The sequence below is a fragment of the Pseudomonas lundensis genome (genome assembly GCF_002269125.1).
Classification (GTDB): Bacteria; Pseudomonadota; Gammaproteobacteria; order Pseudomonadales; family Pseudomonadaceae; genus Aquipseudomonas; species Aquipseudomonas lundensis_A.
In genome coordinates, this window is sequence record NZ_NQKI01000024.1 from 24668 (window position 1) to 47280 (window position 22613).

Consider the following 22613-nt stretch of genomic DNA (forward strand, 5'->3'; position numbering starts at 1 on the left):
TGTCTGCTGTGGCGAGGCTCATTCCCTGCCCTCGCCATCTTCGCCGTCCTGATGCTGCTCAGCGCTTTCGCTGATCGGATCACCCAATAACCCCTCCCCTTTTCAATGCTGCGCACGTCGCGGCAAGGAAACTCTTGTGTCCGAATTAGCCATCAAGCCCACGTTCAGCCTGGCACCGCAAAACCTCGACGAGGCATTGAAGTTCGCCGACTACCTCGCGAACTCCGACATTGTCCCGAAGGACTTTCAGAAAAAGCCCGCCAATATCCTGGTGGCCGTGCAGTGGGGTATGGAACTGGGCTTGCAGCCCATGCAGGCCATGCAAAGCATCGCGGTCATCAACGGGCGCCCATCGCTCTGGGGTGACGCGGTAATCGCTCTGGTCCGCAGCTCGCCGCTGTGTGAGTACGTGTACGAGACCGACGACGGCGAGACGGCTTCCTGCCGGGTGAAGCGTGTCGGAGAGGACGAGCAGACCCGTACGTTCAGCATGAACGATGCCCAGCAGGCCGGCCTCAAGGGCAAGCAAGGCCCTTGGGCGCAGTATCCGAAACGAATGCGCCAGATGCGCGCCCGGTCCTTTGCTCTGCGAGACGTATTCCCCGACGTGCTGCGCGGCATGCCGATGGCCGAGGAAGTCCAGGATATCCCAACCGAGCGCGAGCTCAACCAGACCCACGCCCGTAAAGCCGAAGAGCCGAAGGTGCTGCCGGCCTACCCCGACAGCAAGCTGGAGGAAAACGCGGAGAAATGGCGCGGAATGATCGCGCAGAACCGCACAAGCCCCGAACACCTGCTGGCGAACCTCACCAGTAAATACGTCGTTACCCCTGAGCAAGAAGAGCGCATCCGCGCCCTTACCCCTATCGAAGGAGAAGCCACCGATGAAAGTGCATAACGTTCAGCAAGGCACGCCCGAGTGGCATGCTCTTCGTTCCAGCTATTTCACCGCTTCGGAGGCGCCCGCGATGATGGGCGCTTCGAAGTTCCAGACCCGCAACGATCTGCTGACCATGAAGAAAACCGGCATTGTTCCGGACGTCAACCCGCAGCAACAGGCCGCATTTGACCGTGGCCACGCCACTGAGGAAATGGCGCGCCCCTTGGTCGAGGAAATGATCGGCGAGGAGCTTTACCCCATCGTCGGTACCAGCGGCAACCTGCTGGCCTCCATGGACGGCGCCACGATGCTGGGTGACGTACTGTTTGAGCATAAGCTGTGGAACGAGAAGGTCGTGACGCAGATCCGCGCCGGCGAGCTGGATCCCCACTACTACTGGCAGTTGGAACAGCAGCTGCTGGTGAGTGGGGCCGAACGCGTGATTTTCGTCTGCTCCGACGGCACCAAAAACAGGTTCGCGCACCTGGAATACAGCCCGGTTGCCGGTCGTCGTGAGCAGCTGGTCGCTGGCTGGGCCCAGTTCGAGCAGGACCTTGGCGAATTTGTGGTCAAGGAAGCCAAGGTCGAAGCGATTGGCGCTGCCCCCGATCAACTGCCGGCGCTGCGAATCGACGTAACCGGCATGGTCACCGCCAGCAACTTGGACGCGTTCAAGTCCCACGCCCTGGCTGTAATTGGCGATATCAACACCGATCTGTCGACCGACAAGGACTTCGCCGATGCGGACGCCACCGTGAAGTGGTGCGGCGAGGTTGAAGAAAAGTTGAAGGCAGCCAAAGAGCACGCACTGAGCCAAACCGAAAGCATCGACGTGCTGTTCAAGGCCATCGACGACATCACAGCAGAGACTCGACGCAAGCGCCTGGAGCTGGAAAAGCTGATCAAAGCGCGCAAGGACATAATCCGTAGCGATATTGTCATGGATGCCGCGAAGGCCTTGCAGGCGCACATCGACCAGATCAACGAGACGCTGAACAGCCGGATCCGGATGCCGAGAGTGTCGGCGGATTTCGCAGGCGCCATCAAGGGCAAACGCACCATCGACAGCCTTAAGGAAGCCGCCAACGCCGAGCTGGCCCGCGCCAAGATCGAGGCCAGCCGCATTGCTGACCTGATTCGAGCGAACCTGAAAAGCCTGAACGAACTGGCCATTAAGCACGGCTTCCTGTTTCACGATGCGCAGGAACTGGTGCTCAAGGCCAACGATGACCTGGTGGCGCTGATCAAGGTCCGGATCAACGAGCACGAACTGCAGCAGGCGGAGCTCAAGCGCCAGGAAGAGGAAAAGGCGCAGCAGCTCGCAGCCCAACAGCGACAGAAGGCCGCTGAACCGGTTGTTGAACAGCCAGTGAAAGCCCCGCAAGAGCCGGAGCTGGTCGCCGCCACGCCGATCAAGACGACTGCAGCAGCTCAGCAGCCCGTCGATGATGGTCAGCGCATCAAGCTTGGCGATATCAGCACTCGCCTGGGCTTCACATTGTCCGCCGAGTTCCTGCGCTCTTTGGGATTCGAAGCGGTGGAGCGCAAGCAAGGCGCCCAGCTGTACCGCGCCAGTGACTTCCCACGCATCTGCGTCGCCCTGGTCCACCACATCCAGGCAGTACAGGCCAACCAGGTCGCAGCCTGATCATGGCTGCCCAGTCCATCCTCGACATCTACGACAGTGTCGAGGAGTTCTCCGGGATCCTTGTCTCCGCTGAGCTGCATGCCAGCGGCGGATGGGAACTGGAATTCGTCGAGAACATCCGCGCCAGCTTCAAGCGTTACGGCGCCCACACCAATCTGAGCCCCGCTCAACAATCGAAGCTTGAGCGCATCGCCAAGCACTGAGGAATGCCCATGAAAGCTGAACACAATGCAATTATCGAGCGCGCAAAGCTGGGCGGATATGAGCCGTCCATGATTGCGCATGAGCTGCTTGTGCACGACCTGGTGCAGGCGGCACTGTTTGAGTTCCGCAATGTTCGAGCGCCGTTTCACAGTCTGAACGAAGGCCAGCAACAGGAAGTCATCGACCGGGTGACTGACGCTGCGGAAAAGTCTGTTTATAACGCCATCAGCATCATCAGCTCCCGCAACGTCGACACCATCCCGGTGACCATCGTTGACGCAAAGTTCAAAGCCAAGGCAATCACGGTAACTGCCGCCATCGATGCACAAGATCCGAACCGGCACGGCCTGATCGATGTGGCTGGGCGTCTGTGTCTGCTGGTGCTGGCTCCGAACGATTACGCCGAAGGTCTGGACGGCATCAAGGCTGAGCGTGATCAGCCGGACTTACCACTACATGTCAGCGATATCACCGGCAGCCTGTTCGAACACAGGGCGACAGGATCGGGCGAACCGGTCGGTGGACACCCACTTGGCAGCGCCACTGAACTGGCCGAGCGCACCGGTGGTGCTAGCGGCGCCGACCTGGACAAAGAGTTCGGCGAGTTCACCTACGACGATGCCAAGCAATTGATCGTGCTCAAGTCCAACAACAAGGCGTTCAAGGGTCACTGGGTGCAAAGCCGACTGGCCATCGATAGCGACAAGACCGCCACCCTGCTGCTGCGGCTGCTCGATGACAAAGTGGTCGAGATCGAAACCGAGGGTGAATCGGCATTTGACCACAGCTTCAAGGTCATCGCCGCGCTGGAAGACGTCGTCTGACTCTCCCGCCCCAACACCACCAGGCGCCAACGCGGCGCCTTCTTTTCGCCTATAGGAAATGCCCCATGAATCTGATTACCCCGTACGACACCGAAACCACCGGCCTGCCGCTGTTCCGCGATCCAAGCGACGATCCACGTCAACCGCACCTGGTGGACATTTGCATTCTTGCCTTCAACGCCGACGGCACTCTGGTCGATTCCTTCGAAGCCATGGTTCGCCCAGATGGCTGGGTGATCCCTGCCGAAGTAACCGCGATCCACGGCATCACAAACGAAATGGCGATGGACTTAGGTATTCCCGAGTCAGAAGCATTGGATGGTTTCATGGCCATTCATGACCGTGCGGGCCTGCGGGTAGCCCACAACATCAGCTTCGATGATCGAATCATGCGCATTGCCCTGTCGCGGTACCGGGGCAAGGAAGCAGCCGATGCATTCAAAACCACTCCAGGCTACTGCACATGCCAGTCCAGCAAGAACCTGGTTCAGTGCCCGCCCACTGAAAAAATGATTCGCGCCGGTTTCGGTAAGCAGTTCAAGCAGCCTACGGTTGCCGAGGCGCTGCGGCACTTCACCGGCGAAGAACTTGTCGGCGGTCACCGCGCGCGACCTGATACCGAGGCGTGCACCCGCGTTTACTTCGCCATGAACCCGCCTGTTTTGGTGGCGTAATAGAAACGCCCCAAAAGAGGCGTTTATTTACTCAGGCTTTTGACCATTCCCCACGCTTAGACCCCGATCTATCCCCCAATCAAGCGCCTGATCAATTGTCATACCGAGAACATTGTCGGTGTAATCCTCAACAATAGGTTTCCCTGCACCGGTATACACACCAACAAAAAGCTGCTTTGTACCGTCGTCTAAAGTTCTAGCACGTACATCAACTTGAGTGCCATTTTGGAGCTTCAACTCCTTACTGTTGAAATTGGCATGCACAGCTGCCCAGTCAAAATACGTCTGTGTTCTTTGAAACATTTCCCAATCCCCTAAACATTGTTTGAGTAGGGAGTAAGGCACACGGACTAAAAATACTCCAACTCAGAGTTGCTCCTTTTATGAACCCAATCGCACAGCGGGCGCTTGATCGTGCCCGCGAATCTGCTCCGCCTGCCCTGATAGCTCCGATTCAGGCCAATCCGTCACTGCCAGAGCTAATCATCACCGGCCCCATCAACCGCATCATGGAGCTTGAGGGCAAGCGTTTTGCACTTGAAGTGGTGCAGGCCCTCGGCTCATCCATACGCAATCCATCAGTCGTCAAGCAGGTAATTGGCAACCTCACACGAACCGCCGTCGCACAGCCATCCAGTTACGCAAGCGGTATCAAATTAGTCATCGATCTGTTGAAGGGGGCGTCATGAGCGAGCTCTCCGACCGATACAACAGCCTGCCGTTCAAAGATCGACAAATGCTCAACGCCCTGATGGTCGAAGCTGAAATTCGATTCATCGAACTTGAGAAAAAACGCATGTTGGCCGACATCCGCAAGAACGTCAGGGTCATCAATGACCGAGTGAAAAACATGCGGCGCCACCTGGAAACGTTGCCATGACAAACACAGCAGCAGTTAGAACAGATCAATGCCTCCCACGCATCCTGCGTGCCGGCAAAGCCCCCGCATACCTGGGCATGTCGAGAGCTGCATTCGCAGAAATGGTGCGACCTTATGTGCAGGAAATTCGCATCGGCGCGCAAGGCGTTGGGTTCGACAGGTACGAGCTCGATCAATGGGCTGACAACTACATCAAGACCAAATCGGTTGATAAAGCATCGCCGCAGGACAACAATCCGCCCTGCAGTGGGCGCCCGGGAGAGAAACAATGGCGCGAAAAACGATCTCCGGTCTCTACGAGAGGAACGGTATCTGGCACATCGACAAGGTCGTCCGTGGTACACGACTTCAAGAAAGCACTGGAACAAGCGAAAGGGAAGAAGCCGAGCAGTACCTGATTTTTCGGCTTGAGAAACTCAGGCAGGAGAAGGTTTACGGCGTGCGTCAGGTGCGAACCTGGCGCGAGGCCGCCACCCGTTTTTTGGTGGAATATCAGGACCAGCCATCAATTGCTTTATCTGCATCGCACATCGAACAGCTTGATCCTTACCTCGGTGAACTGCCCATAACCCACGTCGATGACGGGGCACTGGCGCAGTTCATCAAGGACAGGCAAACGCCGGGGCTGACAAAGACCGGCAAGGTTAAGCCCGGCGTATCGAACAGGACAATCAACATCGCCCTGCAACGTGTCGTCAGGATTTTGAATCTATGCGCACGCAAGTGGCGGGATGCTGAGAAAAGGCCATGGCTGGAATCGGTGCCGATGATCAGCATGCTGGATGAGAAGACAAACAGCCGAAAGCCCTACCCGCTTTCTTGGGAAGAGCAGTCAGTGTTGTTTGCTGAGTTGCCAGCACACTTGCAACGTATGGCCATGTTCAAGGTGAACACCGGCTGTCGTGAGCAAGAGGTCTGCAAACTGCGTTGGGATTGGGAGATTGCTGTGCCCGAGTTGGATACCAGTGTTTTCCTGATACCTGCAGGCTTTGGCGGGAGACGTGAAACCTCTGGTGTGAAGAACGGCGAGGATCGTCTTGTGGTTCTGAATGGGGTGGCCAAGTCAGTTATCGAGAAGCAACGCGGCCTAAGTAAGGAATGGGTTTTCCCTTATGACGGTACCGGGATGCATCGGATGAACGATTCGGCCTGGAAGAAAGCGCGGGTACGTGCAGCGAAGATATGGCAGGAGAAATACCTGCGCCCTGCCTTGCCGGGTTTCGCATCGATCCGGGTACACGACCTGAAGCACACCTTTGGCAGAAGGCTACGTGCAGCAGGCGTGACACTGGAAGATCGAAAGGCATTGCTTGGGCATAAGAACGGAAGCATTACGAGCCACTATTCTACCGCAGAGCTTGGGCAACTGATCGAAGCGGCAAACAAAGCATCGTCAACTGATTCGCGGGGGCCCGCACTGACGATCTTGAGGAGGAAAACAGGGTGATCCCCCGCAAAAGTCCCTACGCATGAAAAAGCCCAACTCGTGAAAGTTGGGCTAAGTCATTGAATAATATGGTCGGGACGGAGTGATTCGAACACTCGACCCCTAGCACCCCATGCTAGTGCGCTACCGGACTGCGCTACGCCCCGACTAGGCGTTAGAACTATTTGAAATAACTCGGGCAAATATACCTTAAGCCTAAAAAAAGCGAAAGTAGTAATGATCAAGTTATTTGCGAAGGATCAACAAAACATCTTCAAGCTCTGAAATGGTTTGGCGGATCAACTGCTTGTACTGGGTTGTATCATCTTTCGCTTCATCACCTGAAAGACGCAACCGCGCACCTCCAATTGTGAAGCCTTGGTCATACAACAAGGCACGAATCTGCCGGATCATCAACACATCCTGTCGTTGATAATACCGGCGATTTCCTCGCCGCTTTACGGGGTTAAGTTGAGGAAACTCTTGCTCCCAATATCGCAGCACATGCGGTTTGACCGCACACAACTCGCTAACTTCGCCGATGGCGAAGTAGCGCTTGCCCGGAATTGGCGGGAGCTCGTCGTTATGACTTGGTTCCAGCATAAGCCTCTACTCGGGCTTTTAACTTCTGCCCTGGACGAAAAGTGACCACACGGCGTGCCGTGATCGGGATTTCCTCTCCCGTTTTCGGATTGCGGCCAGGCCGCTGTCGCTTGTCACGCAAATCAAAGTTGCCAAAACCGGACAACTTGACCTGTTCATTGTCTTCAAGAGCGTGCCTGATCTCTTCGAAAAAAAGCTCCACCAATTCCTTGGCTTCACGTTTATTCAGGCCCAGCTCTTCATAAAGACGTTCCGCCATTTCAGCTTTCGTCAGAGCCCCCATACGTCACTTCCTTAACGTGGCGTTTAACCTTTGTTCGAGCGAGGTGAGGATGTTCTGCGTCGTGGTATTCACCTCATCGTCATTAAGAGTGCGCGATGGATGCTGCCAGGTCAAGCCGACCGCAAGGCTTTTTCTATTGGGATCAATACCTTTACCTTGATAAACGTCAAAAAGCCTCAGGTCTGTCAACCACTCGCCCGCATTTTCACGAATGACATTCAACACATCACTGGCAGCTACGTCTTTGTCGGCAATCAAAGCCAGATCGCGACGGACTTCCGGAAAGCGCGAAAGCTCAGAAAATTTCGGCATTTTGCCCGACGCCACTTCTGCCAAAACCAATTCAAAAACAAAAACAGGCCTGTCCAGACCCAATTTTTTGTTCAGTTCCGGGTGAAGCGCGCCTACAAAACCTACCTGACGACCATTACGCTCAATACGTGCAGTCTGTCCAGGGTGGAGCGCCGAGTGCTGACCAGGAACAAACTCAAAAGCATCCAAAGCACCCGCAAAGCCCAATACAGCTTCCACATCAGCTTTAATGTCAAAAAAGTCGGCCACTTCACGCCCCTGCGCCCAACCTTCAGGAAAGCGAGTACCGCACACAACTCCCGCAAGCATGGACTCTTGCTTTAGACCTTCCAACTGCCCTACAAACCGTAGTCCGCTTTCAAAAAGACGGACGCGATCTTGTTGACGGTTCAAGTTGTGTTGCAATGCTTTGACCAAACCAGGCCACAAGGAAGCACGCATCGCCGCCATATCATTGGATATAGGATTGGCTAACAGCAAAGGCTCAAGGTCAGGGTTGAAAAGCTCAAACTGTTTAGGGTCGATGAAACTGTAGGTGATAGCTTCTTGATATCCGCGCGCTACCAGCAAACGACGCAGCTCTGGCAACTCACTGCGAGCTTCAGTCTTGGCTTGAGGCGCCAGTCGGGCTTGCGGATAACGGACTGGAAGACGGTTGTACCCGTACAAACGAGCAAGCTCTTCTATCAAGTCCACTTCCAGACTGATATCAAAACGATGGCTTGGGACGCCTACGCGCCATTGCCCCTCGCCAATTGCAGTAACTTCAAGCCCCAAGGCACACAGCAAACGCTCGACCTGGCCGGGATCCATCTCCATTCCCAACATCTGACTGATACGCGCAGCACGCAGGTTGATGGGGGCAATCGACGGTAAGAACTGTTCGGCAACTGTTTCGATAATCGGACCTGCTTCACCACCGGTAATTTCTAGCAATAAGCCAGTGGCGCGCTCCATAGCTTCACGGGCCAAATTCCAGTCCACGCCACGCTCGTAGCGGTGGGACGCATCCGTGTGCAACCCATAGGACCGTGCTTTACCAGCTACGGCAATTTGGTCGAAGAAAGCGCTTTCAAGAAATACATCTCGGGTTGTCGCAGATACGCCGCTGTGCTCACCACCCATTACACCCGCAATGGCCAGCGCCCGCTGATGGTCTGCAATAACAAGCGTATCACTGCGCAAGCTAACTTCCTGGCCATCAAGCAAAACCAGTTTTTCACCCTCTTCCGCCATGCGAACACGGATACCACCGTTGATTTCGGCGAGATCAAATGCATGAAGAGGCTGCCCCAGCTCCAGCATCACGTAATTAGTGATGTCGACCGCAGCGTCGATGCTGCGCACATCGGCGCGGCGCAAGCGCTCCACCATCCACAGAGGTGTAGGTCGGGATAAATCTACATTGCGGATGATACGGCCCAGATAACGAGGGCATGCAGAAGGCGCCAACACATCTACAGAGCGGACTTCGTCATGTACGGCAGGGACAGGCTCAATCACCGGGCGTGTCACTTCTGCGGCGTACAAAGCGCCCACTTCACGGGCCAAACCTGCCAAAGACAAGCAATCACCGCGGTTCGGGGTCAAATCGACCTCAATACTCGCATCTTCGAGGTCTAGGTAAACACGAATGTCCTCGCCTACCGGAGCATCTGCAGGAAGCTCCATCAGACCGTCATTACCCTCGCCAATTTGCAGCTCGGCTTCGGAGCACAACATGCCATTGGACTCAACACCGCGCAGCTTGGCTTTCTTGATCTTGAAGTCGCCCGGCAATTGAGCGCCGATCATGGCAAACGGAATCTTCAGGCCCGGACGTACATTCGGCGCCCCGCAGACGACTTGAAAAGTTTCAATACCATTTGTAACTTGGCAAACACGAAGTTTGTCAGCGTCCGGGTGCTGCTCGATGGCCAATACCTCACCCACCACAACACCGCTGAATGCACCTGCGACCGGAGCCACACTGTCCACTTCAAGTCCAGCCATCGACAGACGAGCAACCAACTCGTCGCGTTCTACCTGCGGGTTAACCCAACCACGCAGCCACTGTTCACTGAATTTCATCCTGCTCTCCTAAAAATGCGTTACGACTAGCGAAATTGCGCGAGGAATCGCAAGTCGTTCTCGAAGAACAGACGCAAGTCATTCACACCGTAACGCAGCATGGCCAAACGCTCCACACCCATGCCGAAAGCAAAACCTGAGAACTCTTCAGGGTCAATCCCGGACATACGCAGCACATTAGGATGAACCATTCCACACCCCATGACCTCGAGCCAGCCCGTCTGTTTGCAGACACGACAACCCTTGCCGCTACACATCACGCACTCCATATCCACTTCTGCCGAGGGTTCAGTGAAGGGGAAGTAAGAAGGACGAAAACGTACGGCCAATTCTTTTTCAAAGAACACCCGAAGGAACTCTTCAATGGTGCCTTTGAGATCAGCAAAGTTGATATCGCGATCGATCAGCAGGCCTTCAACCTGATGAAACATTGGCGAATGAGTGATATCCGAGTCACTTCGATATACACGCCCAGGGCAGACAATGCGGATCGGCGGTTGCTTCGACTCCATTGTGCGGACCTGAACCGGAGAGGTATGGGTACGCAGCAACATGTTCGCATTGAAATAGAAGGTGTCATGCATAGAACGCGCCGGGTGATGGCCCGGAATGTTGAGTGCTTCGAAGTTGTGGTAATCGTCTTCAACCTCGGGACCTTCGGCAATGCCGTAGCCAATGCGGGTAAAGAACTGCTCAATACGTTCCAGAGTCCGGGTTACCGGATGCAGACCGCCGGAGGTCTGGCCTCGACCAGGCAGGGTCACATCAATGGATTCGGCAGACAGTTTGGCGGCCAGCTCGGCCTCTTCAAACTGGGCCTTGCGCGCATTGAGAACCTCTGTGACACGCTCCTTGGCATCATTGATTAGCGCGCCTACTTGAGGACGCTCCTCTGCCGGCAAATTCCCCAAGGTCTTCATCACCTGAGTCAATTCGCCTTTTTTACCAAGGTAAAGAACCCGGATTTGCTCCAGGGCATTGATATCTTCAGCGCTCTCAACAGCCTCTAGTGCTTTAGAGACCAGCGCATCCAGGTTTTCCATGTACAGACTCCAGATACAAAACAGGGGAAGAGCTTGAAGGCTCTTCCCCTGTTTATGACGTTTAACACCCAAGCTTACATAAGCAAGCCCAAGTGACTGTCGGGGGTACTTAAGCCAGAGTGGCTTTAGCTTTCTCGACAATCGCAGCAAACGCCGCTTTTTCGTTCACTGCCAGATCAGCCAGAACCTTACGGTCGATCTCAATGGACGCCTTTTTCAGGCCGGCGATGAAACGGCTGTAAGACAGGCCGTTGATACGTGCACCAGCGTTGATACGAGCGATCCACAGAGCGCGGAACTGACGTTTTTTCTGACGACGGTCACGGTAGGCGTATTGGCCTGCCTTGATTACCGCTTGCTTGGCAACACGGAATACGCGCGAACGTGCACCGTAGTAGCCTTTAGCCAGTTTCAGAATTTTTTTGTGACGTTTACGGGCGACAACGCCACGCTTTACACGAGCCATGAGTTACTTCCTCTAGTCTTAACCAAAAATTAACGAAGGCGCAGCATGCGCTCGACTTTTGCCACGTCAGACGGATGCAGCAAGCTGCTACCGCGCAATTGACGCTTACGCTTGGTCGACATTTTGGTCAGGATGTGGCTCTTGAAAGCGTGTTTGTGCTTGATACCGTTAGCAGTTTTCAGAAACCGCTTAGCAGCACCACTTTTAGTCTTCATCTTTGGCATGTTCGGATACTCCGCATTCAGTTGATAAACATAACCGCAAGGCCTGCCGTGCCCTGGTGGTTACTTCTTCTTTTTCGGGGCGATGACCATGATCAGCTGGCGTCCTTCCATCTTAGGATGCTGTTCGACGGTACCGTATTCCACAAGGTCAGCTTCAACCCGCTTCAACAGTTCCATACCCAGCTCCTGGTGGGCCATCTCACGGCCACGGAATCTTAACGACACCTTGGCCCTGTCCCCATCACTCAGGAAACGTACCAGGTTGCGCAGTTTTACCTGGTAATCCCCTTCCTCCGTCCCTGGACGAAACTTGATTTCTTTAACCTGGATTTGTTTCTGGTTTTTCTTCGCTGCGGCAATCTGTTTCTTCTTTTCGAAGATCGATTTGCCGTAATCCATCAGCTTGCAAACAGGTGGTACTGCATCAGCGGAAATTTCCACCAAATCCAGTTTGGCTTCTTCAGCCTTAAGAAGCGCTTCTTCGATCGGGACAATGCCAAGTTGCTCGCCCTCAGCTCCGATTAACCGAACCTCGCGTGCCGAGATATTCTCGTTGATCGGGGCCTTCGGTGCAGCTCGTTTATCTTGTCTCATTTCACGCTTAATAATAATTACTCCGAATCATGGCGACCACGCCGGGAAACCGCTTGTGCGAGGAATTCAGCGAATTGCGCGACGGGCATCGAGCCCAGGTCAGCACCTTCACGTGTACGCACAGCGACAGTCTGCATCTCGACTTCCCGATCTCCGATAACCAAGAGATAAGGAACCTTGAGCAAAGTATGCTCGCGGATTTTAAAGCCGATCTTTTCATTTCTCAAGTCTGACTTGGCACGAAATCCGCTCTGATTGAGAGTTTTTTCAACTTCAGCAGCAAATTCGGCCTGTTTATCAGTGATATTCATGATCACTGCCTGGGTTGGCGCCAACCACGCAGGGAACGCACCTTCGTAGTGTTCAATCAGAATACCGACGAAACGCTCGAACGATCCAAGGATCGCACGGTGCAACATAACCGGGTGCTTGCGGCTGTTGTCTTCAGAGACGTATTCAGCGCCAAGACGAATCGGCAGGTTGAAATCGAGCTGCAAGGTACCACACTGCCAGACACGACCCAGACAATCTTTCAAAGAAAACTCAATCTTCGGACCGTAAAAAGCACCTTCACCCGGTTGCAGGTCATACGCAAGGCCAGCACTGTCAAGCGCCGAGGCCAATGCGCTTTCGGCACGATCCCACAACTCATCGGAACCCACACGCTTTTCCGGGCGAGTAGACAATTTCAGCTCGATATCCTTGAAACCGAAGTCAGCGTAGACATCCAGCGTGAGCTTGATAAATGCCGCAGATTCGGCCTGCATCTGCTCTTCGGTGCAAAAAATATGCGCGTCATCTTGAGTGAAGGCACGCACCCGCATGATGCCGTGCAGCGCACCCGACGGTTCGTTACGGTGGCAAGCACCGAACTCTGCCAGACGCATTGGCAACTCGCGGTAGCTTTTCAAGCCCTGATTAAAGACCTGCACGTGGCACGGGCAGTTCATCGGCTTGATTGCGTAATCGCGGCTCTCCGACTCAGTCGTGAACATGTTTTCAGCGTAGTTGGCCCAGTGACCGGATTTCTCCCACAAACTGCGGTCCACAACCTGAGGCGTCTTGATCTCAAGATAACCGTTCTCACGCTGCACCTTGCGCATGTACTGCTCAAGCACCTGGTAAAGCGTCCAGCCGTTTGGATGCCAAAATACCATCCCCGGCGCTTCTTCCTGAGTATGGAAAAGCCCCAGGCGCTTACCGATTTTGCGGTGATCGCGTTTCTCGGCCTCTTCAATACGCTGAATGTAAGCAGCCAACTGCTTCTTGTCAGCCCACGCAGTGCCGTAGATACGCTGCAACTGCTCATTCTTGGCATCGCCACGCCAGTAAGCGCCCGACAACTTGGTCAACTTGAAGGACTTCAAGAAGCGCGTGTTTGGCACATGAGGGCCACGGCACATGTCGACGTATTCTTCGTGGAAATACAGGCCCATGGCCTGTTCGTCCGGCATATCTTCGACAAGGCGCAGCTTGTAATCTTCGCCGCGCTCGGAAAACAGCCGGATCACTTCGGCACGAGGCGTGACCTTCTTGATCACGTCGTAATCTTTCTCGATCAACTGCTGCATGCGCTGTTCAATCGCAGCCATGTCCTCAGGGGTAAAAGGACGATCGTAGAAAATGTCGTAATAGAAGCCTTCCTGAATGACAGGACCAATGACCATTTTGGCCGTTGGATACAATTGCTTCACTGCATGACCAACGAGGTGGGCGCAAGAGTGACGAATGATCTCCAGCCCCTCTTCATCCTTGGGCGTGATGATTTGCAGCGTGGCGTCATTTTCAATCAGGTCGCAGGCATCAACCAGCTTGCCGTTGACTTTGCCGGCGACAGTGGCTTTTGCCAGACCTGCACCAATCGAAGCGGCAACTTCGGCGACTGACACTGCGTGATCGAAAGTACGTTGACTGCCATCGGGAAGAGTAATAGTTGGCATGGCGCCTCCTCTCCTAGTGGTGACCCCTACCAAAGGTCACGTGGGTTGGGATGAGCCAGTACGCGATTCGGTGGTGAGCCTGCCTCACAGTGGCAGGAGCCTTGCGGCCAACCGTTAACCGAACCAGAGTGACTGGAGTTCAAATCAAAAAGTTCAGGGCTCTGTTTCGCGGGATATAAAAAATCGCCACGACAGGCCAAGGGCGGCATGCTAGCACACATGAGCGCTTGATGGAGCGCTCAGCTTGAGGCAGCGAAAATACTGTTCGCCTTGCACAATGGTGAACTTGAGCGGCACTTTCCCCCTCAGATACACCGTGAGTCACATTTAGCCTTATCACCCTGTAAGGAGCATCACATGCCCACTAAACGCTTATTAGCTCTCGCAACCCCATTATTGGCACTACTTCTGCCGCTGAGCGCCCACGCGGACAATTGGCCTGCAGCCCTTAAAAATGACTATATGAAGGATTGTGTCGCTGCTGCCAGCCAAAATATTGATAAAAAAACGGCTACGCAATATTGCGCATGTGGCGCGGATAAATTGTCTGCCAATTTTTCGACAGCTCAGATCAAGCAGTTGATGAGTAAAGAGGTACAACCCAGTGCTGAGCTGCGCGCACAAGCGCTGAAGGCCATCGAGTCATGCCGCGCGACAGCGCCTACCCCCGCCAAACCCAAGAAATAATCCCCCTAGGGTCACCGCCACTTACGCCTTGAGCCACTGACAAAAGCCCGATAATGGGCCATTCCTTAAAAAAAACATAAGGAGTGATGCTTTTTTTAAGTGCCGGCGAAAGCGGCAAAGCCCCATAAATCGGGGGTTTCAAGCCTTCCGAGCAGCTCTGGGAAGCTTACAAAGCATCAAACTGTGACGCAGGGGGGCTCCCAAACCTCACATTTCGACTATGATAGCCAAGTGTGCCCAGTTGGCCTGAGCAGCACAGTACTACTGAAAATATAAGTTTCTTGGAGATACACCATGTCTAATCGCCAAACCGGCACCGTAAAATGGTTCAACGATGAAAAAGGCTTCGGCTTCATCACTCCTCAAGGTGGCGGTGACGACCTGTTCGTACACTTCAAAGCTATCGAAAGCGACGGTTTCAAAAGCCTGAAAGAAGGCCAGACCGTTTCCTTCGTGGCTGAGAAAGGCCAAAAGGGTATGCAAGCTGCACAGGTTCGTCCGGAGTAAATCTCCTTCGAACAAAAAAACCCCGTCCACGTGACGGGGTTTTTTGTGCCTGATACAAACGCGAACTGCTTAGCCGCAGTTCACGCGCGTAATCACGGCATTGTCATCCGCATTGAGGTTCAGGCGATCTGAGCGGTACTCAAGCGTCATGACATCGTTAGGCCCGAGGATACGGGCGGTCTGCGCACCTGCTTTGACGCGGGCCTGCTCCAAAAGCTGCGCCGACGCTTTTTTCCCGACTGCAAAGGCTGCCGCCTGAGCGTCGCACCGCGTGTGCGCAGGGGTGGCCGCCGCAGGTTCCTTGTCAGAACTTGAGGTACTGCACCCGGACAACGCCAGCACTGCCAGCAATGAACCCAATGACACTAGCTTCCAGGACATGAAGCCTCCTTAAAAATAAATAGTCGAGACCTTTGCGACAGTTTTTACGCAAAGAGGTTGCACAGCGCCATGCAAGAAGTACGCGTGAGCGCAGGCGCGTGATTTTGGACGAGAAGCCGTGTATCGCCTTGGCTTAATCGTCACGGAATATGTGCTGTATCAGTACACATCGATGTAATCGAACGGTGGATTGGGCCAATTCGCCTTCAAAGCATTGAAGATCTGCATAACCCAAACCTCGTCACTCGCTGCAACATTGCCCACATACCCAGAACCCGCTGACCAGGTTTCCAGCCTGAAAAGCAGCCCGTCAATATCTGTACCGCCAACCACGCCTGAAGACAGGTAAGCCCGCCCGACTTTCGAGACTCGCAGCTGCGTGTGCACATCATCACAGGCTGAGGCCAATAGCTGTCGTACAGCCTCCAGCGTCAGCCCCTCAGGCTTATTCAAATCGATATACATAGTAATGCCCCTCCCTCAAAGGGTCAGTGTGACATGGGCGCGGCCATTCCTGCGCCCATGCCCACTCTCACACTGATGGCATCTCAATGGCATTTTGCTAAGATCTAGCGTTTTAACGCAACGAGTCCAACCATGAGCAACGTCAGTATTGACGCCGACATCAAGGCGAAATGGCAACAGGGGCAATGTTCTTACAGCCCGGGCAGCCCCGAGGAACTGGCCATTATCGGGATAGATCTGCTGGTTAAAGAACTCGGAATCGAAGCGGCAAAAGCGTTTAGCCATCAGGTTTTCGAGAAATATGGCCCGCCTGTAGAGACGACCTGAGGGTACAGAGACTCAAGCCCACATCGGTCAGGCATCAACCTTGATTCTGCCTTCGCACTGGCTGAGCCACTGAAAAACACGGCTTCAGCACGTACATACAACGCTGCGACCTGCACGGGCACCCCCTGAACGCTCAAGCCTTGTATCAACTGATGCTTACACCACACCGTTTTAAAACGTAACACCAGCGATCAGCGCAATATTGCAGTACGGACGACATTCCCCGGTACGCACAATCGCTTTTGCGCCCAGACACAAGCCCTTAAAGGCATCGTGAGCAAGCATCCGCCTGCCTCCCATCAACCCAAGGCTGGTTTGAGCCTCAATGGCACTGAGCGCAGCACACGGATGTTCAAGCAACTCTTTAGCCAGTACATGGCTTTCAACCTGCATCTCACTCAGGACGATACACAATGTGGTCTCCAGGTCCGGCACTCCACGGGTCAGTGCCAGATCAATCAGCTCAACGCCCTTAGGCACCGGCAAACCGGCATCGGCAATCACCACAATGTCGCCATGTCCCAATGACGCGATCAGCCGTGACAGTTGAATATTCAGCAGGGGTGTCTTTTTCATGACGGTGCGAAACCTAATACGTCAGCCAACTTTGGAATGGACGGTTGAGCGCCTGAGCACGTGACAGACAACGCTGCCGCAATTTGTGCAAACCGGATGGCTTGATCTTCACTCTTCCCCCCCGCGAGGGCGGCAGAAAATGCACCAACAAAAGTGTCACCCGCCGCAGTGGCATCGACCGCCTCAACGCTGGGCGCCGAAAAATGCACGGTATCGCGCCCGCTGACGAACAGCGCGCCTTTGGCCCCCAGCGTCACAATCACGTTGCGCGCGCCCGCCTCAATCAGCTTCAAAGCAGCACACTCTGCAGACGCCAGCGAATCAACAACCACGCCACTGAGGGCCTGAGCCTCACTTTCATTGGGGATCAGGTAATCAATAGCCTCAAGCCACTGTGACGGCAACGGCCCGTTAACCGGCGCCGGATTGAGGATTACGGTCTTATTGAGCGCTCGCCCCCGTTTGAGCGTATGGGCAACGGTGTCATAGGGGACCTCGAGCTGGCAGACGATCACCTCTGCCCCCTGCAGCATCGCGTCACATGATTCGATATCGCCAGGTGCCAGGGAAGCGTTGGCGCCCGGCACGACCACAATGGTGTTTTGACTGTTGGCATCCACAACAATCAGGGCAATGCCACTCACACACCCCGCGACACTCGACACCCCCGAGCAATCAATCTGCTCATCCATAAGACCTGCTCGCAGCTGTTCGCCATAGGCGTCACTGCCCACACGCCCCAGCATCGCGACGCGCGCGCCCAACCGTGCAGCCGCTACCGCCTGGTTGGCGCCTTTGCCGCCATGTACCGTTTGCAGTGAATCACCGAAGAGCGTTTCGCCCGGCTGCGGCAACCGCTGCGTTCGTGTGACCAAATCCATATTCAGACTGCCAACCACTACTACATTTGCGTGCATGCTCGACACTCAACCGATGGATTGCTGAAGGCGTTGCCGGGCGATCGCTCGGTACGGCCCGGTGGATTCACGTAGCACTAGACTCGGCGCAACGATTAACTGCTCAACAGATCGCGCGGGCGTTGCAATACGCTGCAACAAAACCCGTGCAGCGGTTTCCCCCAACTGCAGGATTGATTGACCTACCGTCGTCAACGCCGGGTACACATACCGGCTCAGTTGAACATCATCAAAGCCGATGACAGACAGTTGCTGCGGCACCTGAATCTGGCGTTCAGCGGCCGCACGCAAGACACCAATGCCCATCATGTCGTTGCACGCGAACACGGCCGTAGGCGGATCGTCGGTCAACAAGCGGTTGGCTGCGACATAACCGCCTGTACAACTGAAATCACTTTCCACCCTCCAGTGCGCCGCAGGCTCGATCCCGGCCTCGTTCAAGGCTCGCAGATACCCGGCCTGTCGCAGCTGCGCCACACTATTAAGCGCTGGGCCGCCAATACAGGCAATCGCCCGATGACCCAGCTCAAGCAAATGACGGGTCGCCAGGTACGCTCCCTGCTCATGATCGATTCGCACCAGATCGGCGTCGATACCTTCCAGGCTACGGTCAACAATCACCATGGGCGTGCGGACCCCCGATAAACCGCTGGCCAGTCCCAAATCACCGCCCGCAGAAGCAACTACCAGACCGTCCACACGCTTTTCCAGCAACACCCGCAAGTAGTTGCGCTGCTTATCCGGATCGTCGTCGCAATTGCAGAGGATCACGCAGTAGTTATTACGCTCACAGTAATCCTCGATTCCCCGTGCCAACTCGGCGAAGTAAGGGTTGAGGCTATTAGCCACCAGCAAACCAATGGTGGCGGTGCTTTTGGCTTTCAGGGAGCGCGCTACAGCGCTCGGTACGTAATCCAGACGCGCAATGGCTTCTTCCACTTTCAACCGCACCGGCTCGCTCACCGGCCGGGTCTTGTTCAGCACATGGGACACCGTTGTGTAGGAGATCCCCGCCATTGCCGCCACATCTTTGATGGTTGCCATTGCTTAATTCCGTCGCCGTGCCCGTTGACTGCGGTAAGTATCCAAAATCACTGCCATCACAATGACAGCACCGGTGATGATACGCTTGGTCGGATCGGTCGCGCCGATCTGCGCTAACCCTGCAGCCAGGACCGAGATAATCAGCACCCCAAAAAACGTGCTGATGATAGAACCGCGGCCGCCCATCAGGCTGGTCCCGCCAATGACCACCGCAGCAATCACTTGCAGCTCCAGCCCAGCCCCCGCGTTAGGGTCTGCGGCCTCCAGACGCGAGATCTGAAATAAGGCTGCCACCCCGGCCAGCAGCCCCATCAGGCTGAATACCAGAACTTTGTAGGGCTTGGGGTTGATGCCGGCCAGGCGGACCGCCTCTTCATTGGTGCCGATTCCGACCAGGTAGCGTCCGAACACCGTGCGGGTCAATATCACCTGCGCGACCACGATGACCAGCAATGCAATGATGAAAGACGGCGCAATGCCAAACGCAATTGGATCGGACAACCAGGCGAACGCGTCGCCAATATAGGCGGTGCGCGATCCGGTCATTTGATAAGCAGCGCCGCGGGCCATTTCCAGCACGCCCAGCGACACGATAAACGAAGGAATGCGCCAAGCGACGGTGATCGACCCCGTGAGCGTACCGACCGCAGCAGCGCAGCCCATGCCCAACAATGCGGCTGGCAAGACACTCCAGCCCCACCCCAGGATCGCCACACTCACCACGGAGGCCGCCAGCGCCAGCACCGAACCGACGGACAGATCAATGCCGCCGATAATCAAGACAAAGGTCATGCCCACGGAGAGCACCATCAGGTCAGGAATCTGATTGGCCAAGGTGCTCAACGTACCGTAAGAAAAGAAGTGATCGCTCAGACTGGAGAAGAGCACGATCATGGCCAGCAAAGCGCCAGCCAACCCCACGTACGTGCCCATACCGTAAAAACTGTGCGCAGCGTTGCGCGGCGAGGAAGCGGTGTTCATGCAATGTCCTTGGGCGCCACTGACGTCAGTGGTGCATCGTGTGTTTGATAACCGGCAAACGCAGCCGCCAGCAGTTGTTCCTGACTCCAGCTGTCGCGCTCAAAGGTAGCGGTCAAGCGCCCCGCCGACATCACCCCGATGCGGTCACAGATCAGCATCAATTCCCGCAGGTCGCTGGACACCACCACCACTGCCTTGCCCTGTCGGGTCAACTCCGCGAGCAAGCGATAGATATCGAACTTGGCCCCGATATCAATGCCGCGCGTGGGCTCATCAAACAGCAACACAGCGCAGTCGCGCTCAAGCCAGCGGCCGATCACGACTTTCTGCTGATTGCCCCCCGACAATTGCGCGACGATCTGCTCGGGCCCGGCACAGCGAATGCCCATCGCATCGATCTGGCGCCGGGCCAGCGCACGCTCTTGCGCCCCCTTGATGAAACCCGCACGCGACAGCTGTTGCATATTGCCCAAGCCGATATTGGCGCTGATGGGCAAGCTCATCAGCAAACCTTCGCCCTTACGGTCTTCGGTAATCAATGCAATACCGTGCCTGACAGCGTCCATCGGGCTGCAAATAGGCGCGGGTTGCAGGGGGGTGCCCACCGCGACCGTGCCACTGTCAGCGTGGTCGGCGCCATAAATCAGGCGCAACAACTCTGTGCGCCCTGCCCCGATCAGGCCAGATATGCCGAAAATCTCACCCTGGCGGACCTCAAACGACACATCCATAACCTTGGTCCCACGGCCCAGCCCTGAAACCCTCAGCGCAGGCTCCCCCAGAGGGCGCTCGCCCATCTCCAGGTGATCGCCCAGCTCGCGCCCGACCATCAAATTGACCAGTTGCTGGCTGTCATAGTTGGCAATGGGCTCGACACACACCAGATGCCCGTCACGCAGCACCGCAATGCGCTGGGCTACCCGTGCCAGCTCTTCGAGCCGGTGAGAGATGTAAACAATCGCTACGCCCCGGGCCTGTAACCGGGTGATCTGGATAAACAACAGCTCGACTTCGCGGGCCGTGAGCATGGCCGTGGGTTCGTCGAGGATCAGCACCTGACAGTCGCCAATCAGGTTGCGGGCGATTTCCACCATCTGCTGGTGCCCAACCCCCAACTCACCCACCATTGTGTCGGGATCAATGGCGTCAAGGCCGACCTGTGCCATTGCCTCAATCGCAGCCGTACGCAAGCGCTTGCGGTTGATCCACCCGGCGCTGGCAGGCAGATTGTCGAGAAAGAGGTTTTCCGCCACGGTGAGCGTCGGCAGAAGATTGAGTTCTTGCATCACCATGCGCACACCCAGGCGCTCGGCTTGCGCGCGGCTGCCGGGCGCATAAGGCTGGCCGTTGAAATGCATCTGGCCGGTGGAGGGCACTTCAAGCCCGCCAATGATTTTTGACAAGGTGCTTTTTCCAGCACCGTTCTCCCCCGTCAACGCCAATACTTCGCCGCGATACAGGGTCAGGTCGATCGCACTCAGAACAGGTTGCGCATAGGTTTTACCTATGCCGCGCACTGAAAGCGCCACGCCAGCATCTGGATTTACCATCAAACATCTCCGGGCACCCGGTCAAACACGCAGGTGCCGAGGGCATGGATAGATTAGGGGGTCGTGATCAGCTCAACCGGCGTGGCAATGACACCATCTTTTAGTGCGTCGACTGGCGCTTTGCTGATTAGCTTGAGCGCGGTCTGAATCCCAAAGACAGCCTGCTGAGCGGCCGCCTGGTCTGCGGTGGCCAGCACACGGCCTTTCTTGAGCATCGGCTTGATGGCATCGATGTTGTCGTAACCGACCACCAGCACTTTCCCGGCCTTACCGGCTGCGCGGATGGCCGATACCGCGCCAATCGCCATGCTGTCGTTGCCCGCCAACAGAGCCTTCACGTTTGGATACTCGCTAAGAATCGCAGCGGCCTGCTTGTTGCCCCCTTCGATTTCCCAATTGCCGGACTGCGTGGACACCACCTTGATTTGCGCCGCGTTCATGGCGTCCGTGAAGCCAGCCGTGCGTTGCTGCGCGTTGGTGGTGGTCGAAACACCTTCAATGATGGCCACTTCGTCGCCAACGTTGAGTTTGCTCGCCAGGTACTCACCCACCTTGCGCGCGCCAGCCCGGTTATCAGGCCCTACAAACGGAACATCCATCTTCTTACTTTTAAGCACTTGCGGGTCGAGCTGGTTATCGATGTTTACCACGACAATCCCGGCATCCTGGGCTTTTTGAAGGGCGTTGATCAACGCCTTGGAATCAGCCGGAGCGATCACCAGACCATCGACTTGGGCAACGATCATCTGATTGATGATGTCTACCTGCCCCTGCGTATCGGTTTCGTTTTTGATGCCGCTGGAGATCAACACAAAATCAGCCGGGTGCTGTTTTTGATAATCCTCGGCACCCTTGGTCATGGTGACAAAAAACTCATTGGCCAATGACTTCATGACCAGTCCGATTTTTGGGGGGGTGGGAGAGTCGGCGTGCGCAAGCGGAAGGGAAAACGAGGCCGCTGCAAACAAGGCGACGGCGAGCAAGCGTCCAGCAAAGGGCAGCTTCATGGGAGTACTCCGATCTTATGATTATTGTGAGCAACATCCTGTTTGCACGGGCTGCCAACGCATTGACAGAGTCGCTTGACCGGAAGCCGTGAAGGCACTC

The 22613-nt window shown here is 55.5% G+C and carries 28 protein-coding genes and 1 tRNA gene; 11 read left to right on the top strand and 18 right to left on the bottom strand.

The window, feature by feature from the left end:
* Nucleotides 1-136 precede the first annotated feature (136 nt).
* The 5 genes from CJF39_RS15225 (at nucleotide 137) to CJF39_RS15245 (ending at nucleotide 4230) form a co-directional block, all read left to right on the top strand.
* Complete coding sequence (locus CJF39_RS15225; RefSeq protein WP_094994163.1) at nucleotides 137-898, top strand: recombinase RecT; 762 nt, start codon at nucleotides 137-139, stop codon at nucleotides 896-898.
* Complete coding sequence (locus tag CJF39_RS15230) at nucleotides 885-2528, top strand: YqaJ viral recombinase family protein (RefSeq protein ID WP_094994164.1); 1644 nt, start codon at nucleotides 885-887, stop codon at nucleotides 2526-2528. The genes CJF39_RS15225 and CJF39_RS15230 overlap by 14 nt, the downstream gene beginning before the upstream one ends.
* Nucleotides 2529-2530: 2 nt before the next feature.
* Nucleotides 2531-2731 (top strand): hypothetical protein, encoded by a 201-nt coding sequence (locus CJF39_RS15235; RefSeq protein WP_094994165.1) that lies wholly within the window; start codon nucleotides 2531-2533, stop codon nucleotides 2729-2731.
* A 9-nt stretch (nucleotides 2732-2740) separates the two neighbouring features.
* Nucleotides 2741-3556, top strand: coding sequence for a cell division protein FtsK (locus CJF39_RS15240; protein WP_094994166.1), 816 nt, complete (start codon nucleotides 2741-2743; stop codon nucleotides 3554-3556).
* A gap of 65 nt (nucleotides 3557-3621) precedes the next feature.
* Nucleotides 3622-4230 carry a 3'-5' exonuclease gene (locus CJF39_RS15245; RefSeq protein WP_094994167.1) on the top strand — a complete coding sequence of 203 codons (609 nt, stop codon included), beginning with the start codon at nucleotides 3622-3624 and terminating at the stop codon, nucleotides 4228-4230.
* Between the two features lie 27 nt (nucleotides 4231-4257).
* On the opposite strand, the gene CJF39_RS15250 is transcribed toward CJF39_RS15245, so the two are convergent.
* Nucleotides 4258-4533 carry a hypothetical protein gene (locus CJF39_RS15250; RefSeq protein ID WP_141232197.1) on the bottom strand — a complete coding sequence of 92 codons (276 nt, stop codon included), beginning with the start codon at nucleotides 4531-4533 and terminating at the stop codon, nucleotides 4258-4260.
* A gap of 80 nt (nucleotides 4534-4613) precedes the next feature.
* On the opposite strand from CJF39_RS15250, the gene CJF39_RS15255 reads away from it, so the two are divergent.
* The 3 genes from CJF39_RS15255 (at nucleotide 4614) to CJF39_RS15265 (ending at nucleotide 6557) form a co-directional block, all read left to right on the top strand.
* On the top strand, nucleotides 4614-4919 hold the full coding sequence (locus CJF39_RS15255; protein WP_094994169.1) for a hypothetical protein: 306 nt from the start codon (nucleotides 4614-4616) through the stop codon (nucleotides 4917-4919).
* Nucleotides 4916-5110, top strand: a complete 195-nt coding sequence (locus CJF39_RS15260) for a hypothetical protein (RefSeq protein ID WP_094994170.1) — start codon at nucleotides 4916-4918, stop codon at nucleotides 5108-5110. Before CJF39_RS15255 ends, CJF39_RS15260 begins: the two co-directional genes overlap by 4 nt.
* Nucleotides 5111-5378: 268 nt before the next feature.
* Nucleotides 5379-6557, top strand: a complete 1179-nt coding sequence (locus CJF39_RS15265; RefSeq protein ID WP_094994171.1) for a tyrosine-type recombinase/integrase — start codon at nucleotides 5379-5381, stop codon at nucleotides 6555-6557.
* Nucleotides 6558-6626: 69 nt separating this feature from the next.
* Here the strand turns inward: CJF39_RS15265 and CJF39_RS15270 are convergent.
* The 9 genes from CJF39_RS15270 to thrS all read right to left on the bottom strand — a co-directional run bounded on the left by CJF39_RS15270 (nucleotide 6627) and on the right by thrS (nucleotide 14071).
* Nucleotides 6627-6703, bottom strand: a tRNA-Pro gene (locus CJF39_RS15270).
* A gap of 79 nt (nucleotides 6704-6782) precedes the next feature.
* Entirely contained in the window at nucleotides 6783-7139 is a 357-nt protein-coding gene (locus CJF39_RS15275) for a MerR family transcriptional regulator (RefSeq protein WP_047275136.1), read from the bottom strand.
* Nucleotides 7120-7422 carry an integration host factor subunit alpha gene (ihfA, locus tag CJF39_RS15280; protein ID WP_002553164.1) on the bottom strand — a complete coding sequence of 101 codons (303 nt, stop codon included), beginning with the start codon at nucleotides 7420-7422 and terminating at the stop codon, nucleotides 7120-7122. Before ihfA ends, CJF39_RS15275 begins: the two co-directional genes overlap by 20 nt.
* Nucleotides 7423-7425: 3 nt before the next feature.
* The gene (pheT, locus tag CJF39_RS15285; RefSeq protein WP_094994172.1) at nucleotides 7426-9804 is read right to left on the bottom strand and encodes a phenylalanine--tRNA ligase subunit beta; all 2379 of its coding nucleotides are present in this window, start codon (nucleotides 9802-9804) and stop codon (nucleotides 7426-7428) included.
* A 26-nt stretch (nucleotides 9805-9830) separates the two neighbouring features.
* Nucleotides 9831-10847, bottom strand: coding sequence for a phenylalanine--tRNA ligase subunit alpha (gene pheS, locus CJF39_RS15290; RefSeq protein ID WP_094994173.1), 1017 nt, complete (start codon nucleotides 10845-10847; stop codon nucleotides 9831-9833).
* A 109-nt stretch (nucleotides 10848-10956) separates the two neighbouring features.
* Entirely contained in the window at nucleotides 10957-11313 is a 357-nt protein-coding gene (rplT, locus tag CJF39_RS15295; RefSeq protein ID WP_047275143.1) for a 50S ribosomal protein L20, read from the bottom strand.
* A gap of 29 nt (nucleotides 11314-11342) precedes the next feature.
* Nucleotides 11343-11537, bottom strand: coding sequence for a 50S ribosomal protein L35 (gene rpmI, locus CJF39_RS15300; protein ID WP_002553160.1), 195 nt, complete (start codon nucleotides 11535-11537; stop codon nucleotides 11343-11345).
* 60 nt (nucleotides 11538-11597) lie between these two features.
* Entirely contained in the window at nucleotides 11598-12149 is a 552-nt protein-coding gene (infC, locus tag CJF39_RS15305; protein WP_169835808.1) for a translation initiation factor IF-3, read from the bottom strand.
* Nucleotides 12149-14071, bottom strand: coding sequence for a threonine--tRNA ligase (gene thrS, locus CJF39_RS15310; RefSeq protein WP_094994174.1), 1923 nt, complete (start codon nucleotides 14069-14071; stop codon nucleotides 12149-12151). The genes infC and thrS overlap by 1 nt, the downstream gene beginning before the upstream one ends.
* 357 nt (nucleotides 14072-14428) lie before the next feature.
* Here thrS and CJF39_RS15315 point away from each other — a divergent pair, with 357 nt between their 5' ends.
* Together CJF39_RS15315 and CJF39_RS15320 are read left to right on the top strand one after the other, a co-directional pair.
* Nucleotides 14429-14758: a hypothetical protein gene (locus tag CJF39_RS15315; RefSeq protein ID WP_094994175.1), complete on the top strand. Its 330-nt coding sequence runs from the start codon at nucleotides 14429-14431 to the stop codon at nucleotides 14756-14758.
* A 294-nt stretch (nucleotides 14759-15052) separates the two neighbouring features.
* Entirely contained in the window at nucleotides 15053-15265 is a 213-nt protein-coding gene (locus CJF39_RS15320) for a cold-shock protein (RefSeq protein ID WP_003179963.1), read from the top strand.
* 69 nt (nucleotides 15266-15334) lie between these two features.
* On the opposite strand, the gene CJF39_RS15325 is transcribed toward CJF39_RS15320, so the two are convergent.
* Nucleotides 15335-15646, bottom strand: a complete 312-nt coding sequence (locus CJF39_RS15325; protein WP_094994176.1) for an I78 family peptidase inhibitor — start codon at nucleotides 15644-15646, stop codon at nucleotides 15335-15337.
* Nucleotides 15647-15805: 159 nt separating this feature from the next.
* Nucleotides 15806-16111, bottom strand: a complete 306-nt coding sequence (locus tag CJF39_RS15330; protein ID WP_094994177.1) for a hypothetical protein — start codon at nucleotides 16109-16111, stop codon at nucleotides 15806-15808.
* Between the two features lie 132 nt (nucleotides 16112-16243).
* Between CJF39_RS15330 and CJF39_RS15335 the strand changes: the two genes are divergently transcribed.
* Complete coding sequence (locus CJF39_RS15335; protein WP_094994178.1) at nucleotides 16244-16438, top strand: hypothetical protein; 195 nt, start codon at nucleotides 16244-16246, stop codon at nucleotides 16436-16438.
* A gap of 171 nt (nucleotides 16439-16609) precedes the next feature.
* On the opposite strand, the gene rbsD is transcribed toward CJF39_RS15335, so the two are convergent.
* From rbsD to CJF39_RS15365, 6 genes are read right to left on the bottom strand one after another with little or no spacing between them, the layout of a single operon-like run.
* Entirely contained in the window at nucleotides 16610-17014 is a 405-nt protein-coding gene (gene rbsD / locus CJF39_RS15340; protein ID WP_094994179.1) for a D-ribose pyranase, read from the bottom strand.
* On the bottom strand, nucleotides 17011-17931 hold the full coding sequence (rbsK, locus tag CJF39_RS15345; RefSeq protein WP_094994180.1) for a ribokinase: 921 nt from the start codon (nucleotides 17929-17931) through the stop codon (nucleotides 17011-17013). Before rbsK ends, rbsD begins: the two co-directional genes overlap by 4 nt.
* 9 nt (nucleotides 17932-17940) lie before the next feature.
* Nucleotides 17941-18975, bottom strand: coding sequence for a LacI family DNA-binding transcriptional regulator (locus tag CJF39_RS15350; RefSeq protein ID WP_094994181.1), 1035 nt, complete (start codon nucleotides 18973-18975; stop codon nucleotides 17941-17943).
* Nucleotides 18976-18978: 3 nt separating this feature from the next.
* Nucleotides 18979-19956 (bottom strand): ABC transporter permease, encoded by a 978-nt coding sequence (locus CJF39_RS15355; protein ID WP_094994182.1) that lies wholly within the window; start codon nucleotides 19954-19956, stop codon nucleotides 18979-18981.
* Nucleotides 19953-21506 carry a sugar ABC transporter ATP-binding protein gene (locus CJF39_RS15360; protein WP_094994183.1) on the bottom strand — a complete coding sequence of 518 codons (1554 nt, stop codon included), beginning with the start codon at nucleotides 21504-21506 and terminating at the stop codon, nucleotides 19953-19955. Before CJF39_RS15360 ends, CJF39_RS15355 begins: the two co-directional genes overlap by 4 nt.
* Nucleotides 21507-21559: 53 nt before the next feature.
* Entirely contained in the window at nucleotides 21560-22513 is a 954-nt protein-coding gene (locus CJF39_RS15365) for a sugar ABC transporter substrate-binding protein (RefSeq protein WP_094994184.1), read from the bottom strand.
* Nucleotides 22514-22613: the final 100 nt, after the last annotated feature.